Here is a 16226-nt window from a genome sequence, read left to right on the forward strand (position 1 = left end):
CATCGTTGGTTCAGGTGTATCGAATGTCGTCCTCACGGCACCTCCCCGCTGAACTTCGTTCAGCGTGTCAGGCCGGAAACACCGTTAGATCCAGTCCCCACCCACACTGAGAGGGGTGCCTAGTTCTCGTTGCTCGGCCGCGTATCCCCAGCCGCGCCCTATGGATCACCGGCGTAACCCCATCAACGACTCCGCCGTCTAGCTATCCTTGGTCATGGCTAGGGGGTTCAGTTGACCGAGCGGGATGTACTTGCCGAAACCATCAGGCGCCGTATCGATTACGGCCCAGAAGGAGCAACAGGATATCTCGATGCAGGCACCGTAGTCGACGGGCTTCGGTACGCCGAGATCCTTCGGAGCGAGGGCGGCACAACTGAGGAGTGGGGGCTGCTCGGTACTCTGCACTGGCAGCGGTTCCAGCACCCCGACGGTGGGCTTCAACACGACCTCGTCAACGCGATCTGGGCGTTCGCCCCCTGTTTCGTCTGGGGCGCAGTCGATCTGCCCGAGCAACTGCTCCATATCCTGGCCGATCAGGTCGAGGGTGAGGCACTCGCTTTCCTCGAGTCGGTCATCATGTCGGCCGCTGATTCCTCCGAGTTCGCTGAAGCGGTCGAACTTTGGGAACGCATCCTGAGCGCGACGCCCATCGATCACCCCAACCGAGCCGCGCGGCTGAACAGCATGGGTGGCCTGATGCTGACACGATCGGAGCAGACCGAATCCGAGGAAGACTTCCTTCGTGCACACAAGTTGTTCGAGGAGGCAATCTCGACACTCCCCCCGGACGATCCGCAGCGCGCCTTCATCCGCAACAACCTCGGCGTGGCACTCCACGACAAATTCGAGCGAACCGGATCGCCGGCCGACCTGGAGCTTGCCATCGAATCCCTACGCGAGGCCGAGACAGTCCTCGCGCTCGACGATCCGTTTCGCGCTAGGGTCGTTCCGAACCTGGTCGACGCACTCGACGCACGGTTCCTCCTGCTCGGCGACCAACGAGATCTGGACGCGGCCATCGAGTTCCGGCGCGAGCTGATCGATCGAACAGATCCCGGTGATCCGGACCGATACCGTCAGTTGGGGAACCTGGGTGCCTCGCTGAATCGCCGGTCCATCATCTCCGGCAGCAGCGCCGACCTCGATGAAGCGATCGACCTGCTGAGTACCGTGATGGCGAATTCAACCCCAGACCCCCGTGCCGCGAGCAGAAGCGCCCTGCTCAACGATCTGGGGGCCGCGCTCGCGACGCGTGCTCGCCGGATCGACGCTCCACGGGATCTCGATCGGGCTATCGCATTGTTCGAGGAGGCCGCCGCGAGTGCCGACTTCGGACAGCCCCAAACACTCTGCAATATTGGTGAGGCGCGGATCGATCGCTTTCTGAACCGCGGCGAGATCGATGACATCGACACCGCCGTGCGAGCCTTTCAAGATGCCTTCGCGCTGAACCCGGATCCGTTGTGGCATGCGAGCATTGGTTTGTCTATTGCGCTCTGGCATCGCTACGAACGCCTGGGCGCAATAGACGACCTGAACGCCAGCATCGATCTGCTCGATGCTCGGCTCGACAGCCTCCCCGGCGACAACTCCCCACCGGTCGAGGAGCTGGCCAACCTGGGCACGATCCTCACAGCGCGGTTCGAGCACTTGGGCACGGTCCCCGACCTCGATCGTGCGATTCGAATCGACCGACAAGCCGAAACCCTCGCACGTGTTGGCCATCCCGCGCGACCCAATGTTCTCAACGGCCTCGGAATAGCCCTCAGAGTGCGGCATCGGCGGTTGGCTGTCCGATCCGATCTGGACGAAGCGATTCGATATCTCATCGAGGCGGTATCCCTTGGCACCGGATTCTTGAAGGGACAGATACTGCACAATCTCGCCACGGCGCACGTGTCGCGGTTCAAGGTCACAGGCGAGATCGCCGACCTCGACGACTCGATCCGCGGCTATCGGGAAGCTCTGCGTTCGGTCGCCGACCGTGACAGGCCCGGGATTCTGAGCAGTCTGGGACAAGGCCTCGGCGACCGGTTCGAGCACCTGGGCAATCCCGAGGATTTGGATGCGGCCCTGGCCGCCAGCGCCGCCGCCGTGGCCGAAGTGCCCGAAGACCATCCGGAACGATCACGCTTCCTCAACCATCTGGGAAATCTCTTCGAGATCCGATTCGAACGACTGCGCGATCTGGCGGATGCGGATGCCGCGGTCCTTCGGCACCGGGAGGCGGTCGCCACCACACCCGACGATCATTTCGAGCGCGCGGGCTACCTATTGAGCCTCGGGAATGTGCTCCTGAAGCGATACCAAGTGGCACACAATGGCACCGACCTGGACGCCGCGGTACGTACCGCGCGCGAGGCCGTCGATCTGGTGCCCGAGGACAGCGCCGAGCGCGCAGCTGTACTGAATCTACTGTGCAGCACCCTGACCGAACGATTCCAGGAGTTGCACGACCGTAAGGACATCGACGAAGCAGTCACCGCCGCTGGCGACGCGGTGGACTGCACTCCTCTCGGCCACTACAACCTCACCGCAGAACTCAATACCTATGCCACTGCTCTCCACGCCCGGTTCCAGCAATTCGGTAATCCCGACGATGCTGCGGCTGCGATGACCGCACTCGAGCGGGCCGTCGCGGAGCCCTCCGCAGCGGCTTCGCTGCGTATTCAGGTGGCTCACACTGGAGCCGGTCTGCTGGCTGCGCACGAACCCGCCCGCGCCGCAGAACTTTTGGCCACCGCGGTAAGCCTACTGACCGACGTCGCACCGCGTCGGTTGAAGCGCGCCCATCAGCAGCAGCGGATGGAGGAATTCACCTTCGTGGCCTCGGATGCGGCCGCACTGCTGCTCGCCGACACCTCCCGTCCCGCCGATGAAAGAGCCATCCGAGCCCTGGAGACGCTGGAGGCCGGCCGGGGTGTACTACTCAGCCAGACCCTTGAAACGCGCAGCGATATCACCGAACTGCGCGCGGCACATCCACCTTTGGCGGCCCGGTTCGAGGACATGCGTGACGCACTGGACACACCCGCCGACCCGACAGCGCCCGCTGAGTATCGCGAGTCGCTGGCGTCCCAATTCGGCTTGCTGCTCAACCAGATTCGCGGACTACCACACTTCGGCTCGTTCGGGCTCCCGCCGACTGCTGGGCAGCTGATCCGCGAGGCGGATCACGGCTCGGTAGTGACGATCAATGTGAGCAGATACCGCAGCGACGCCATACTGCTGACCGGTCACGGTATTCACTCACTCGAATTACCCGCTCTCACAATGGAGGCCGTCTTCGAGCAGGTACGAGCTTTCCATGCGGCACTGGCTGATTCGCTGGAGGCCGAGTTTTCGATCGCGGTCCGGCGCGCTGCCGAAGCACGGCTGCACGAGGTGCTCGCATGGCTGTGGGATGTCGCCGCCGAGCCGATCATGAATGCGCTGGATCTGACGTCCGCCGGCGAACCCCTCCCCCGTCTCTGGTGGGCGCTCAGCGGGCTGCTCGGTCTCCTGCCCATGCACGCTGCCGGACGTCATGGCGAATGTGACAATCGCACGGTCCTGGATCGGGTTGTCTCATCCTACATTCCGACGATCCGCGCGCTCGGCTACGCCCGTCGGATGTCGAAACCTGATACGCACTTCGACCAGTCACTGATCGTGGCCATGCCGAGCACGCCGGGCACCCTCGACGGCGATCTCCCCTCGGCGCTCGACGAGGCAGCCAAGATAGAGCAGTTGCTACCGCTGCCGATCACCCTGTTCGAGTCGAACGAGTCCGCCGATCACCAGGATAAGACCCCGACGGTATCGACGGTCCTGCGGCACTTGACGGACTCTGCATACACCCACTTCATCTGCCATGGCTTCAGTAGCCCTGGCGATCCGTCGCAGAGCGGCCTGTTGCTCCACGACCATCAAGAGCAGCTGCTCACAGTCGGCAGCCTGGCGGGAACCACACTCGCCAAGGCCCGGCTGGCCTATCTGTCCGCGTGCGACACCGCGCTCAACAGCAATCTGAAGCTCCTCGACGAATCGATACATTTGGCAGGCGCCTTCCAACTCGCCGGATTCCCTCATGTCATCGGAGCATTCTGGGCGATCTCGGACGAGTACTCCGCGGCGGTGGCCGAATCCTTCTACCGCGCCTTGTCCACTGGTGAGGCCGGTCGATTGAATGCCGAGCACGCCGCCAGGGCGCTACATCGAGTCGTACGCACCGCCCGTGATCGGTCGCCGATGGCTGCCTCGAGATGGGCCGCATACCTCCACACCGGCGCATGAGCTGTAACTGGTACTGCGCGAGCCGGATTCGCGCAACGCAAGCCGGGCCGGTCGAGGATACTGATGCCATCGGATCGGGCGAATCGGAGGGCCAGTGGGGGTCGACATCAAGGTCAAGATCTCGGCCTTCTGCCGTGAACTGGCGGACGCGAGTTTGGAGTCACTGGCGCGTGACGCCGGTCAGATGGAGATCTACACGCGTGCGCGCACGGCCCTGGAATCCGGCACCATCGAGCCGACGCTCGAAGCCGATATCGATGCCCTGCAAGCGATCGTGCTCGCAGCCACCGGACACGGCCTTTACCCAACCTCGCAGCGTGGCTTCGGTTTCCTGCCTGGTGCCGCCCGTGGCCACTCGGCGCAGATGTGGCTCTGTCCTCGTGCTGTCTGCGCCGGACGCGGACGAGTTCGCCCCGGCCAACCCACTCCCACCTGCAATGTCAGCGGAGAGCCACTGGACCCGGAACAACTTGCGCCATGAACGGATTCCTCACCGAGGTGGCCAAACGACTGGCCGAGCGATGGGCTGTTCTCCTGGCCTTCCCAGGGCTCCTCTACCTGGCCACCGTCGCGATCGCGTACACGCTGGGCTGGGGGCACGCGCTGGATGTGCGCCGACTGAATGATCAGATCGGCAGGTGGGCACAGGATCCCACCCTACGGTCGGTCGGCGGAAGCATCCTCATCATCGCCGCTACTCTGCTCGGCTCTGTCGCCCTCGGGCTTGCCGCAGCGACGCTGGGGCGCGCGGTGTCCTTCGTCTGGACCATCCCAGGGCGACGCCCGCCAGCAGTGTGGCTGACCAGATGGCGACGAAATCGGTCTCAACAGGCCAAACGAGATGCCGACGAGCCATTCGCCAACGCTGACCAGATCCGCGCCGCCATCAGCCGAGCCGATCGCATCAGCCCCTTCGAAGCCGACCGGCCGACCTGGATCGGCGACCGGCTGCTGGCCAGTCGCCTCCGCATCGACCGCGTCTACGGCCTCGATCTCGACGCGATCTGGCCGAGGCTCTGGCTGATCGTCCCCGAAACCACCCGCACCGAACTGAACGGAGCACGCGACGCCTACACAGCATCTGCCCGCCTCATGGGTTGGGCATTGCTCTACGCGGTGTTGACGATCCGATGGTGGCCCGCGGCCCCACTGGCCCTGATCATTTCGATCACCGCCCAGGTGCGCGCTCGCGAGGCAATCGCGATGCTGGCCGATCTGCTCGAGTCCACAGTCGACCTCCACGCCCGCGAACTCGCTACCCAACTCGGCTTCCCCGACCCCGGCGGGCCACTGACCACGGATGAGGGCAGAACAATTACATTCCACACTCGAAAATCTCGGTGGGACCCTAATTCATCTGCGGCAGAGTGATATTCGTTCCGAACTGAAGTCAGTGATGTCCAGAGGCGCCCAGATCTTCTCGGCCCATGCAGCGATTCCAGTCGTCGTTATCAGTCGTCGACGACAGCCGCCAAGGCCGTGATGTTGAATGTCTCGTTCGAGCCCTGGATCCAGGCATCGATATCGAGCTCGGTCGGACCATCCACCCGCAGCCCCTGAGACAGCACTATCGATACATGGTCCGCGACCATTTCGTAGGCACAGAAGGGCACGGGCCAGGCGACCAATCGATGCCAACGACACGCTGTACCGATGGGCGCCTCGAACACTGCGGATCGGTCTGGTTGTCGGCCTGCCGATTTCGGCGGTCACCTTCGCTGACACCATGCGATGGATCGGCGAGCCCGAGACCTGGCCGGAACTCCAAGCCCTGACCAGCCCGCTGATGACGTTCGTATGCAGGTTGCAGCATATCCGGCCGGCGACGAACAGGCCGGTAGCGAGGTAGACCCAGGCCGCGCCGCAGAGGAATGCGGCGTGCGTTCCTTGCGCGGTGGCGGCCATTGCGGTGGCGCCGGTGTCTGTCATGGCGGCCGAACGCACTGACATGACGGTACGACGAAATATCAATCGAAGGTGGGTGAGGACGCGCGGCGCGCCAACAGCCCGGAGCATCAGTCATCTGTCGGCATGTGACTGCGGCCGGCTGGAGAACGACGAGCCTGCGCGCTCGGCGCGATGCGATCGCGCACCTCACCAATATAAGTAACATTTGTATATTCGGTTACATGCGTTACCATCGATCGAGCCTGGGGACCGGCAGGCCCCGCGAACGAGAAGTCTGGGGTGATGACGCTCTGACCCGCCGGACTCGGCGAGTGCCACGAAACGTCGCCGCCCGACCGGTCCCGGCGGCTGATCCCCTATGCACGAAGGAATCACGAATGAGAATGCCGCCGTTGTCGAGCTGGTTGAACCAACGGTTGCTGGGTCTACCCACGCCGGATACTCGGACATTGCGAGTGGATGACTCCTTGCGGATTCCGATGCGCGACGGCACGGTCCTGCTGGCCGCGCGAATCACGCCCCGTTCGGGAGGTGATGGCCTTCCGGTCGCGTTGATGCGCGGACCGTACGGGCGTGGGGGGCAGTTCGCGTTGCAACTGGCTCGACCGTTGGCCGAACGGGGTTTTCAGGTGGTGTTGCAGAGTGCGCGCGGCACGGCCGGCTCGGGCGGTGCGTTCGAACCGTTACGCCATGAACGATCCGACGGGATCGACACCGTGGAGTGGTTGTGTAAGCAGCCGTGGTTCGGCGAGTCGATGATCATGTTCGGCTCCAGCTACCTTGGCTACACCCAGCTCTCGATGGCGGACCTGTTCCCCCCGCAGGTCAAGGCGATCATTCCGTCGGTCACCACATCCGCGCTGATACAACAAATGGTCCGAGCGGACGGCTTCCCCCTTGAAGCGACCTTCGGATGGGGTGTGCTGATGGAGCGCCAGAAACAACCGCTGGCGATGACCCGGATGCTGCTGGGCGCAGGTAAACGGCGACGCGCGGAAAAGGTACTGCCCCTGGGTGACGCGGACACGGTCGCACTGGGATACCGTTCCGAACTGATACAGAATCTGCTGGCCCATGACGCGGGTTCCCCGCACTGGGCCGACACCGATCACCGCGACACCATCGGGCGGGCCGAAGTCCCTGTCAGCATGATCGCCGGGTGGTTCGACATCTTCGTGATCAATCAACTGCGCGACTACATCCGGCTGGTCGCGGAAGGGCGACAGCCGCGGCTCACAATCGGCCCGTGGTCGCACGGTTCGGTGGGGATCATCTCGCGAATGGTTCACGAGGTGCTCGACTTCGGGCTGCCGCATGCACGCGGCGAAGTACCAGCCGAACGGGCACCCGTGCAGGTCTTCGTCATGGGCGCCGAACAATGGCGTGACTTGACTGCGTGGCCCCCGCCCGAATATCGCGCCCGCGACTTCTACCTCCACCCGGGCGACGTTCTCACCGACGAACGCCCGCCGGCAGCGGCGTCGGAGCCGAGCCGATACCGCTACGACCCTGCCGATCCCACGCCCGCCGTCGGTGGCCTTCGCCTACTGCCCGGAATCAAGGCCGGAAGTGTCGACAACCGCGTGCGGGAGCAGCGCGAGGATGTGCTCACCTTCACGAGTGAAGTACTCGCAGAGGATCTCGAGATCATCGGCGAGGTCCGCGCGAAGATCTGGTTCCGGTCCAGCTTGGCGCATGCCGATGTCTTCGTCCGCGTCTGCGACGTCGACACCGACGGTCGCTCCATGAACGTCAGCGAAGGTATAACCGGGCTCACCCACGCCGACGAACTGGCCTGCGTCACAGTGGAACTCACACCGACCGCGTATCGGTTCAAGCATGGTCACCGCATTCGTGTACAGGTCTCGAGCGGTTCGTTCCCGCAGTACAACCGCAATCTCGGCACCGGGGAGCCCCGGCTCACCGCCACTCGCATGGTGGCCGCCGACCAGCAGGTCCACCATGATCCGGCACATCCTTCGGCGGTCGTGCTGCCGGTCCGGACACACTGACCGGCAACTCCGCGGCGAAAGAACCTCCGGCCACTGCCTCAACCGGAGTTCACGCCGACCGCCAATTGTTCCCGGCTCTCACCCCCCCGATTACCGCTATCAAGGAAGACTTGTGATCGCTCACACCGTATCCACCCTCCGCATCCCGATGCGCGACGGCGTCGAACTGTCGGCGACAGCTTTCATCCCTATCGGCCGCGACGCCTCGACATTGCTGGCCCGCAGCCCGTACGGGTCGGTCGACTATCCGATCATGGGCGGCACGGGGGGTATAGCTCCCACCCTGCTGACGTTCGTCAAAGCCGGGTACGCCGTCGTGTGGGTGGAGTGCCGTGGCACTTTCGACTCCGACGGAATCTTCTCTCCCCTCGCCGATGAGGTCGCCGACGGCTACGACACCGTCGACTGGATCGTGCGACAGCCGTGGTCGGACGGCAAAGTCGGCACTTACGGGATGTCCTACCTCGGCATGACCCAGTGGGCTCTCGCCACAGCAGCCCACCCCGCGCACAAGGCGATGGCGCCGGCCGTGACCGCGATGAACTGGTACAAGGGCGTCATGTACCACCCTGGCGGGGCACTGTCGGCGGGAATCGCCGTCGGCTGGTCGGCGATCATGCGCCTCGCCGAGGAAATGCGCCGCGAGGACAAGAACGCCGAACTCATCGCCGAATTGACCGGACACATGCTCAATGGGAGCGCCGCCTCCGAAATCAGCCCGCTGACCGAGTTCACAGCACTGACGGCCAGCCCCTGGTTCAGCGACCTCCTCGCGCATCCGAGTTACGACTCGTTCTGGCAACAGCACGATTTGACCACGGACGTCGGCAAGGTCGCCACCCCCGCCTTGCTGATCGCCGGATGGTTCGACATCTTCATCAACCAGCAACTGCGCGACTTCGAACTGCTGCGCCGAGACGGCGCCACCGACGACGTCCGCGAAGGCTCGCGGCTGATAGTCGGGCCTTGGGATCACTACGACGGCATGCTCATCGCCCGCACTCCCGACCGCGACTTCGGTGTCATGGCCAGCAGCGTCGGGATCGATCTGACCGCCGAACACCTCGCTCATTTCCAGCGTTGGATGTCCGACATCCCGACCGAGGACACTCCGCCGCGGGTGCGGTTGTTCGTCATGGGCATCGACCAGTGGCGCGACGAGAGCGACTGGCCCCTGCCTGACACCCAGTACACCGACTACTACCTCGACTCCCACACCCTCACCACGACACTCCCTGACGCCGCCGGCGAGCACACCTACGTATACAACCCAGCCGATCCGGTCCGCACGACCGAGTCCACGCGATTGTCGGCCATTTGGGAAGCCGCGGACCAGCGCTTCAACGACGATCGCCAGGATGTAGTGCGGTTCTCGACTCCGCCGCTGGAGCAGCCGGTGGAAGTCACCGGCTACGTCACCGCGGTACTGTTCGTCTCCTCCGACGCTCCGGACACCGATTTCACCGCCAAGCTGATCGACGTCTCCCCTGACGGCAGGGCGATCGCCTTGTGCAACGGCATCGTCCGCGCCCGCTACCGCAACGATCTGTCGACCCCAAAGCTGCTCGAGACGGGTCACATCTACGAATTGGCCATCGACATGGCGGTGACTTCGAACGTCTTCCTCGCCGGTCACCGGATTCGCGTCGACATCTCCAGCAGCGACTTCCCGCAGTACGACCGCAACACCAACACCGGCGGACAGATCAACGCCGAACCCATCGAATACGCGGTGCCCGCCACCAACACCATCCACACCGGCCCGGATCACCCCAGCCGTCTGGTGCTGCCGGTGATCCAGCGATAGGGACACCTCCGTGGGGGCGCGCTGGATGCGAAGCCGATCGCGCGAATCGAGACAGGCAGTAGCAATCGAAACGACAGTTACACAAGGAGGTTCGAGCAGTGACACCTCGCACAGACCGCGACGAGCGGACGCGGCGCGCTACCTCCGGGACTTTCACCCAAATCTCCGACCTGACCGTTGACCAGGCATGCGATCTGTGGCTCGCCGGTCGCCGCGGCATCCGCCCGAACACCTTGCAGGGCTACAAGAACGCCCTGAAACCCGTGCGGCGGCGTCTGGGCGGCAAGAAGCTGCGCGATGTGTCCAAGCACGATGGCGACGCGCTGGTCGAATGGATGCTCACCGAGGGACGGCAAAGCCCCCGCCACTACCGCACCGAGTCACTATCGTCACGAATCGCGACCTTCATCGCCGAACACCCTTCAGGTGTCTCAGCAGCGACGATCAAGACCGCATTCCCCGACGCGGACGTGCACACCGCTTTGTCCGGCCTCATCCGATCCGGCCGGGTCAAAAGGCTGCGACGCGGCTTCTACTCCGCCGTCGATATCGCCAAGCTCGCCCCGACCCAACCCGGCGTCAAGCCCATCACCGTCCGATCCACGTTGGTCACATTCAACTCGGTAATGGAATCCTTCGTAGCCCAAGGCAAACTGGCGCGTAACCCCATCGCGTTGGTGCAGCCGCCCAACGACACGATCGACGACGAAGACAGCACCGACGACACCTCCAAGTCGTGGACAGTCGCTGAAGTCCCGTGAATCAGTACGCGAGGAAAGGCTCTACGCCTGCTGGCTGCTGAGCACCGAGTGCGTGGCACTGGGCATCCCCTGGTCGGACGACAGACGCATCGCAGTACACGCCGATGGGACCCAGATCCGCCCCGACCGGTACTCCGAAGAGTTCCAGCGGCTCAGGAAACGCGCTGGGCTGCGCCGCATCCCGTTGAAGGGACTACGAAACACATCGGTGAGCCTGATGCTCGCCCTGAAGATTCCCGTGCACATCGTCGCCGCCTGGCGCGACCCAGCGGTCTCGCTGTCGATCTACTCCGATGCACAGCCAGAAGACCTCGAAGCCGCAGGGGCGGCACTCTGCCCGGAGACATGACTGCATCATCGCCACCACCACCCGCCCACCGGCCATCAGTTCTCCATCGGCGTCGAGCTGGACGAAACCCTTGTCAGCGTCGCTATCGTCGGGCGACCGGTCGCCAGATCCCTCGATGTTCCGTGGTCATTGGCGGTGCCGTGCCGAGCGGGCGGCGAGGCGGTCGCTGTCGGGAATGCGAGGGCTGATGACGGCCTGGACCCGCGCAATGCGTTCGGCCAGAGCGACCGGATCCAGTGGCTCGGCGGCTTCGATGAGCCATTCGCTGAGCACCGCGGTGGTGCCGCCGGTGAGGAAGTCGGCGATCTCGGAGGCGGTGGTGTCGTCGAGGTCGCCGAACAGCTCGCGAGCGCCGACGATACTGTAGGGCCGGAACAGCTGGGCGATCGTACGGGTGGCGGCATGGGAGCAAGATCCGACCAGCATGGCCCGATAGAAGGTGCGATGCGCCGCGAAATGGCGGGCGGTGTCGAGCATCGAGGGCAGGTCACCGGTACCGCCGGGCGCGGAGCTGGTGAGCAGTTCCTGGGTCAGCAGCTGCGCGGCCGCGGCCGTGAGCAGCGCGTCGCGGTCACCGAAGTGCTGGTAGAGCACGCGGCGGCTGACGTCGGCGGCCTCGGCCAGGTCGGTCACCGAGATATCGGTGGTTTCACGCTCCTCGACCAGCCGCACGGCCGCCGCCAGCAATGCCGCTCGCGTTTTGCGTACACGCCGGTCGGTCACTTCCGCTCGAGCCGAGAGTTCGACATTCACACCTCTGATATTGCACAGTTGTACAGAAGTTTACCAGTGTTATTTAAGTGACATTTTCGACGGAATCACTGCCGAGCCGCAGCGCACTCGGCCTGTCCTGGTCCGTAGTGTAGAGATCGGCGATTTGAGTCATGTATTTGTCGAGGATCGCGGCGCGGCGCAGCTTCATCGTCGGCGTCAGCTCGATGCCCGGCTTCCATTCCTCGTCGAGGATCGTGAACTTCTTGATCTGGGCGACTCGCGCGAGCGTGCTGTTGGCTCGCTGGATCTGCTGATCGACCTGCTCACGGATCTCGGCAGCCGAGGCATCGGGCGCCGCAGCAGCGGGGTCGACGACGACGAGGGCGACGACATAGGGAAGACCGTCGCCGACCGCGCAGACCTGGCCGATGAGATTGCCAGCGGAGCGGACCGCCATCTCGATGTTGGCTGGGGACAGGTTCTTTCCGGCCGAGGTAATCAGCAGTTCTTTTTTGCGGTCGATGATCGAGATCACCCCGCCGTCGATGCTGGCGATGTCGCCGGTGTGCAGCCAGCCCTCGGCATCGATCGCCTCCGCCGTCTTCTCGGGCTGCCCGCGATAGCCGCGCATGATCTGCGGTCCGCGGACCAGGAGTTCCCCGTCGGGCGCCAAGGCGACTTCGACGCTGGGCAGAGGATGTCCGACGCTGCCTGGGCGCAGTGTGTCGGGGGTTTCGGTCGCGATCGCGCAGGAGGTTTCCGACATTCCCAGCAGTTCACGCAGGGGCAGGCCCAGCGCGATGAAGAAGTCGATCACCGAGCGCGGGGTCGGCGCCGCGCCGGTTACCGCCCAGAGTGTCGATCCCAAGCCGATTCGTTCGAGAAGTTGTCTGCCCAGGGCGGGATTCGCCGTCACCGAGGCGAGCAGGTCGCCGGGAAACCGACGCTCGAGCGCGGTCTTGAACTTCTCCCAGACACGGGGCACCGCGCCGAAGACGGTCGGTTGCACCTGGGCGACGCAGGCCGGGAGGTTTGCCGCGTCGGCGACACAGGTCAGGGTGTTGGCATAAGAGCGTGTCTCACATGGCCGTTTTTGCTTTCGCCAACTTCTTGAAGCAGGTGAGTGCGGCGGCCAGCGTCAGGAAGGCGCAGAAGAGGATGCTTTTGCGCTCGTAGCGCAGGTTGAGTCGGTGGTAGCCACTCAACCAGGAAATCGTGCGCTCAATAACCCAACGGTGGCGACCCAGCCGCTCGCTGGACTCGATACCCTTGCGCGCAATGCGGACGACGATCCCTGGCTGCCGTACCCGGCGACGCAGGTCCGCCGTGTCATACGCCTTGTCCGCGTGCAGCTTTGCGGGCTTGCGCCGACGTGGCCGTGACTGACGCAGCGGTTTGCCGAACACATGTTCGAGACTACACACTGTAGTCATGCATGATGAGCAGGGTGGCTGGGCTGGCCTCGGCTGGGCGGGATGGACCGATCCAGGGCAGATACGCGCACGTCTAGAAGCGGGTGCCGACCCCGATGTCCTACTGCGTGGCCAGCAGAGACCGTTGGACATGGCCGCCGGGCACGGGTCTGCGGAGGTGGTGGCGGAGGTGGCGTCGCGGGTGCATGATGTCGACGCGATGGCGTGGGGCCGTACCGCGTTGTGGCGTGCGGTGTATGCCAACCGTCCCGACAACGCCCGCGCGTTGCTGGCTGCGGGCGCTGATCCGGCGCGACCGATGATGGCGGGCTGGTCCCCGGCAAGGCTGAGCCTGGCTGGGCAGCATCCGCTGGTCACCGGCGCGTTGTCGGCCTCCGAACAGGCCGCAGTCGAGGAAAGACGCCAGCTGACCACGGCACTGGGCAAACCATGGATCGACGGGATGAGCCTGGTCTGTGTCGCGGGCATCGACGCGGCCGAGGCTGTCCGCCGGTTGGACGCCGAGGTCGTCCCGGCAGGATCGGTGACTCCGGACGACATGGCGAGCTGGCCCCTGTCCGCTGACACCGAGTTGACGATGTGGGCGACCGACGTGCCCGGCGGCTGCGCGATCGCCCAACCCTGGTCCTACATCGCCTCGATGCCCGGCATCTCCACCCGCCTGTCTCCCGGCACGAAATGCTATGGGATGTACTTCAACCCGAAGAGCGGCTGCCAGGGCAGCACCAGTCTCGACGGCGCGCTCACCGGCTCGGATATCAGTCCCGCCCTCGACCCGTCCGAGGATGATTCCGCCGAGGACATCCTCACCTCGTACCTGTATCAGCACGACGTCCTCGCCTACTGCTGCGCGTGGGCCGGGTTGCGCCCGCGCGACGCGCGCGCCTTCGCTGGACCGCCGGACATGTGGCTACGTGTGCCCGACGGCGACTATCGGTACCGACCCTGACCGCTCGGATGGCCGAACTGGTGGCCGCGGGCGCGGGGCGTTCCCAGCCGTCGGGTGACGAGGGCGGTGGATGTAATTCGTTCTGGCTGCATCGAGATTGGTTGTGCTGCATGATGATCGGTCGTGGTTGATGCGTTGTCGCAGCGGCTGGTGCCGGACGAGTTGTGGGAGTTGACCGAGCCGCTGCTGCCGAAGTTCACCCCGCTTCCGCAGGGCGGCGGTGTCGCTCCGGTGGACCAGCCGGCGGTGTTCACGGCGGTGGTGTATGTGCTGACCAGCGGTTGTGCCTGGCGGATGCTGCCACCGTCGTTCGGGTGAGCGTGCCGACGGCGCATCGCCGGTTCACCGTGTGGACCAAGACCGGCGTGTGGCGGCGGTTGCATCGAGCGGTGCTCGACGAGTTGGGCAGCCGGGGCCTGATCGACTGGTCGCGGGCGGTGGTGGACGCGGCGAGCGTGCGGGCGAAAAGGGGGGCGATCTGACCGGCCCGAACCCGACCGACCGCGGCAAGCCGGGATCGAAACAGCATGTGTTGTCCGATCGTGCGGGAATCCCTCTGGCGGTGGCGGTTTCGGCGGCCAACGTCCACGACTCGCAGGCACTCAAACCGCTGGTGAAAGCGATCCCGGCGGTGCGGTCGCGGCGCGGGCCGCGGCGGCGCCGGCCGGGCAAGCTGCACGCCGACAAGGCTTACGACCAGCCCGAGCTGCGGTTGTGGGTGCGCCGCCGCGGGATGGCGGTCCGTATCGCCCGCAAGGGAATCGAGTCCGCCGAGCGACTCGGCCGCCACAGGTGGGTGATCGAGCGGACCGTGTCGTGGCTGACCGGCTACCACCGGCTCAACATCCACTACGACCGCAAGGGAATCCATTATCTAGGTTTCCTGACGCTGGCTGCCGCACTCACCTGCTTCAAGAAGTTGATGAAAGCAACAGCCGCCATGTGAGACACGGTCTAAGTCATGAAAGCCGAGTAGTGCGAACCCCATCGGTCGGCCACATGAGCAGCGGGCAGGAAGCTGATCTGGCGGCCGTGGCCGTCGAGCGGAACCACGGTGTGAATCCCGCGCAGCTGGGCGAGCATGCCAGCGTGGGTCAGCTCGACTCCCTTGGAAGGCCCGGTGGTGCCGGAGGTGTAGATCAGGGTGAGCAGGTCCTCGGGACCGACCTCGTCGGCGGCGGCGAAGTCGAATCCGGTGTCCTCGGCGGCGAATTCGGCCAGTAGATCCTGCCCACCCCCGGCCGCGACATCGACGATCAGCAGGTGCTCGAGCGGCGCCCCCAGCTCGATGGCGGCGCGAAGCACCGGCACGAAGCCCGACTCCGCGATCGCCACTCGCGCCCCGGCGTTGGTGAGCACGTGCCGGGCATCCTCGGCGGGAAGGGTGTTGTAGACACTGAACGGGACCGCGCCCAGCATCATCGCGGCCGCGTCGGCGATATGGAACTGCGGGATGTTGCGCATCATCAGCGCCACCGTGTCACCACGGGTCACGCCCAGTTCGCGCAGCAGTTCGGCGACGGCTCCGATACGAGCGATCGCCTGCCGGTAGGTCCATTCGGCTCCGGTCTCGTGCGAGCGCAGGGCGATGCGGTCAGGGTAGGAGTCGGCGGTTGTCCGCAGCAGGTCGCAGACGCTTCGCGCATCGGTCAGCCGCTGGTGGATCTCGTCGTGGCGCGCGGTTGTCATCGGGTTTCCTCCTGTTGTGCTGTGTCCGGAGACCGGCGAGACCGTGGGTGCTGTCCTGGGTGCTCCAGCGAGTCCGATAATGCACATCTGTATATAAAAGAACAAGTGTTTACAATGATTGGTTCGGATCCTTGTCCGGTCGCGTTCAACTGCCTGACACTAAATTCTCAATTGTTACTTATCGTGACGGTATCGGTGTCGCCTGCCCGGCAACAGTAGGTAACACTTGTGCTTTGAGTCACACATGTGCCGATCCAGGTCCGCGCGATGCCCGGTACGTCTCGCTCGGTGATTCCTTCGTCGCGGCCGGCTCGTATACGAGCACGACT

General features: G+C 64.6%; 11 protein-coding genes and 2 pseudogenes. 9 read left to right on the plus strand and 4 right to left on the minus strand.

Annotated elements, in window-relative coordinates; all coding sequences use genetic code 11:
- Positions 1 to 231: 231 nt before the first annotated feature.
- The 7 genes from AB0H50_RS33375 (at position 232) to AB0H50_RS33405 (ending at position 11112) form a co-directional block, all read left to right on the plus strand.
- On the plus strand, positions 232 to 4275 hold the full coding sequence (locus AB0H50_RS33375; RefSeq protein ID WP_357460673.1) for a CHAT domain-containing tetratricopeptide repeat protein: 4044 nt from the start codon (positions 232 to 234) through the stop codon (positions 4273 to 4275).
- A gap of 94 nt (positions 4276 to 4369) precedes the next feature.
- Positions 4370 to 4756, plus strand: a complete 387-nt coding sequence (locus AB0H50_RS33380) for a hypothetical protein (RefSeq protein ID WP_357460676.1) — start codon at positions 4370 to 4372, stop codon at positions 4754 to 4756.
- A complete protein-coding gene (locus AB0H50_RS33385; RefSeq protein WP_357460679.1) occupies positions 4753 to 5646 on the plus strand; it encodes a hypothetical protein in 894 nt (297 codons plus the stop codon). Before AB0H50_RS33380 ends, AB0H50_RS33385 begins: the two co-directional genes overlap by 4 nt.
- A 992-nt stretch (positions 5647 to 6638) precedes the next feature.
- The gene (locus tag AB0H50_RS33390) at positions 6639 to 8195 is read left to right on the plus strand and encodes a CocE/NonD family hydrolase (RefSeq protein ID WP_357460681.1); all 1557 of its coding nucleotides are present in this window, start codon (positions 6639 to 6641) and stop codon (positions 8193 to 8195) included.
- A gap of 112 nt (positions 8196 to 8307) precedes the next feature.
- A complete protein-coding gene (locus tag AB0H50_RS33395; RefSeq protein ID WP_357460684.1) occupies positions 8308 to 10002 on the plus strand; it encodes a CocE/NonD family hydrolase in 1695 nt (564 codons plus the stop codon).
- A 98-nt stretch (positions 10003 to 10100) separates the two neighbouring features.
- A complete protein-coding gene (locus tag AB0H50_RS33400; protein WP_357460687.1) occupies positions 10101 to 10763 on the plus strand; it encodes a hypothetical protein in 663 nt (220 codons plus the stop codon).
- A 52-nt stretch (positions 10764 to 10815) separates the two neighbouring features.
- Positions 10816 to 11112, plus strand: coding sequence for a hypothetical protein (locus tag AB0H50_RS33405; protein WP_357460689.1), 297 nt, complete (start codon positions 10816 to 10818; stop codon positions 11110 to 11112).
- 126 nt (positions 11113 to 11238) lie between these two features.
- Here the strand turns inward: AB0H50_RS33405 and AB0H50_RS33410 are convergent, their stop codons facing one another.
- The 3 genes and pseudogenes from AB0H50_RS33410 to AB0H50_RS33420 all read right to left on the minus strand — a co-directional run.
- Positions 11239 to 11865: a TetR-like C-terminal domain-containing protein gene (locus tag AB0H50_RS33410; protein ID WP_357460692.1), complete on the minus strand. Its 627-nt coding sequence runs from the start codon at positions 11863 to 11865 to the stop codon at positions 11239 to 11241.
- Positions 11866 to 11908: 43 nt separating this feature from the next.
- Positions 11909 to 12883 (minus strand): AMP-binding protein, encoded by a 975-nt coding sequence (locus AB0H50_RS33415; protein ID WP_357460794.1) that lies wholly within the window; start codon positions 12881 to 12883, stop codon positions 11909 to 11911.
- Positions 12884 to 12905: 22 nt separating this feature from the next.
- Positions 12906 to 13214, minus strand: a pseudogene (locus AB0H50_RS33420) (transposase); the annotation flags it as partial.
- 43 nt (positions 13215 to 13257) lie between these two features.
- Here AB0H50_RS33420 and AB0H50_RS33425 point away from each other — a divergent pair.
- Positions 13258 to 14208 (plus strand): ankyrin repeat domain-containing protein, encoded by a 951-nt coding sequence (locus tag AB0H50_RS33425; RefSeq protein WP_357460695.1) that lies wholly within the window; start codon positions 13258 to 13260, stop codon positions 14206 to 14208.
- Positions 14209 to 14343: 135 nt separating this feature from the next.
- A pseudogene (locus AB0H50_RS33430) lies at positions 14344 to 15154 on the plus strand (IS5 family transposase).
- 8 nt (positions 15155 to 15162) lie between these two features.
- On the opposite strand, the gene AB0H50_RS33435 reads toward AB0H50_RS33430, so the two are convergent.
- Complete coding sequence (locus AB0H50_RS33435; RefSeq protein WP_357460698.1) at positions 15163 to 15897, minus strand: class I adenylate-forming enzyme family protein; 735 nt, start codon at positions 15895 to 15897, stop codon at positions 15163 to 15165.
- Positions 15898 to 16226: the final 329 nt, after the last annotated feature.

This window comes from Nocardia sp. NPDC050793 (assembly GCF_040654065.1).
Classification (GTDB): domain Bacteria; phylum Actinomycetota; class Actinomycetes; order Mycobacteriales; family Mycobacteriaceae; genus Nocardia.

Bases quoted from the DNA above. Each gene is read 5' to 3' on its own strand.
- AB0H50_RS33385 (WP_357460679.1), top strand. From the start codon at position 4,753: ATGAACGGATTCCTCACCGAGGTGGCCAAACGACTGGCCGAGCGATGG.
- AB0H50_RS33435 (WP_357460698.1), bottom strand. From the start codon at position 15,897: ATGACAACCGCGCGCCACGACGAGATCCACCAGCGGCTGACCGATGCG.
- AB0H50_RS33425 (WP_357460695.1), top strand. From the start codon at position 13,258: ATGCATGATGAGCAGGGTGGCTGGGCTGGCCTCGGCTGGGCGGGATGG.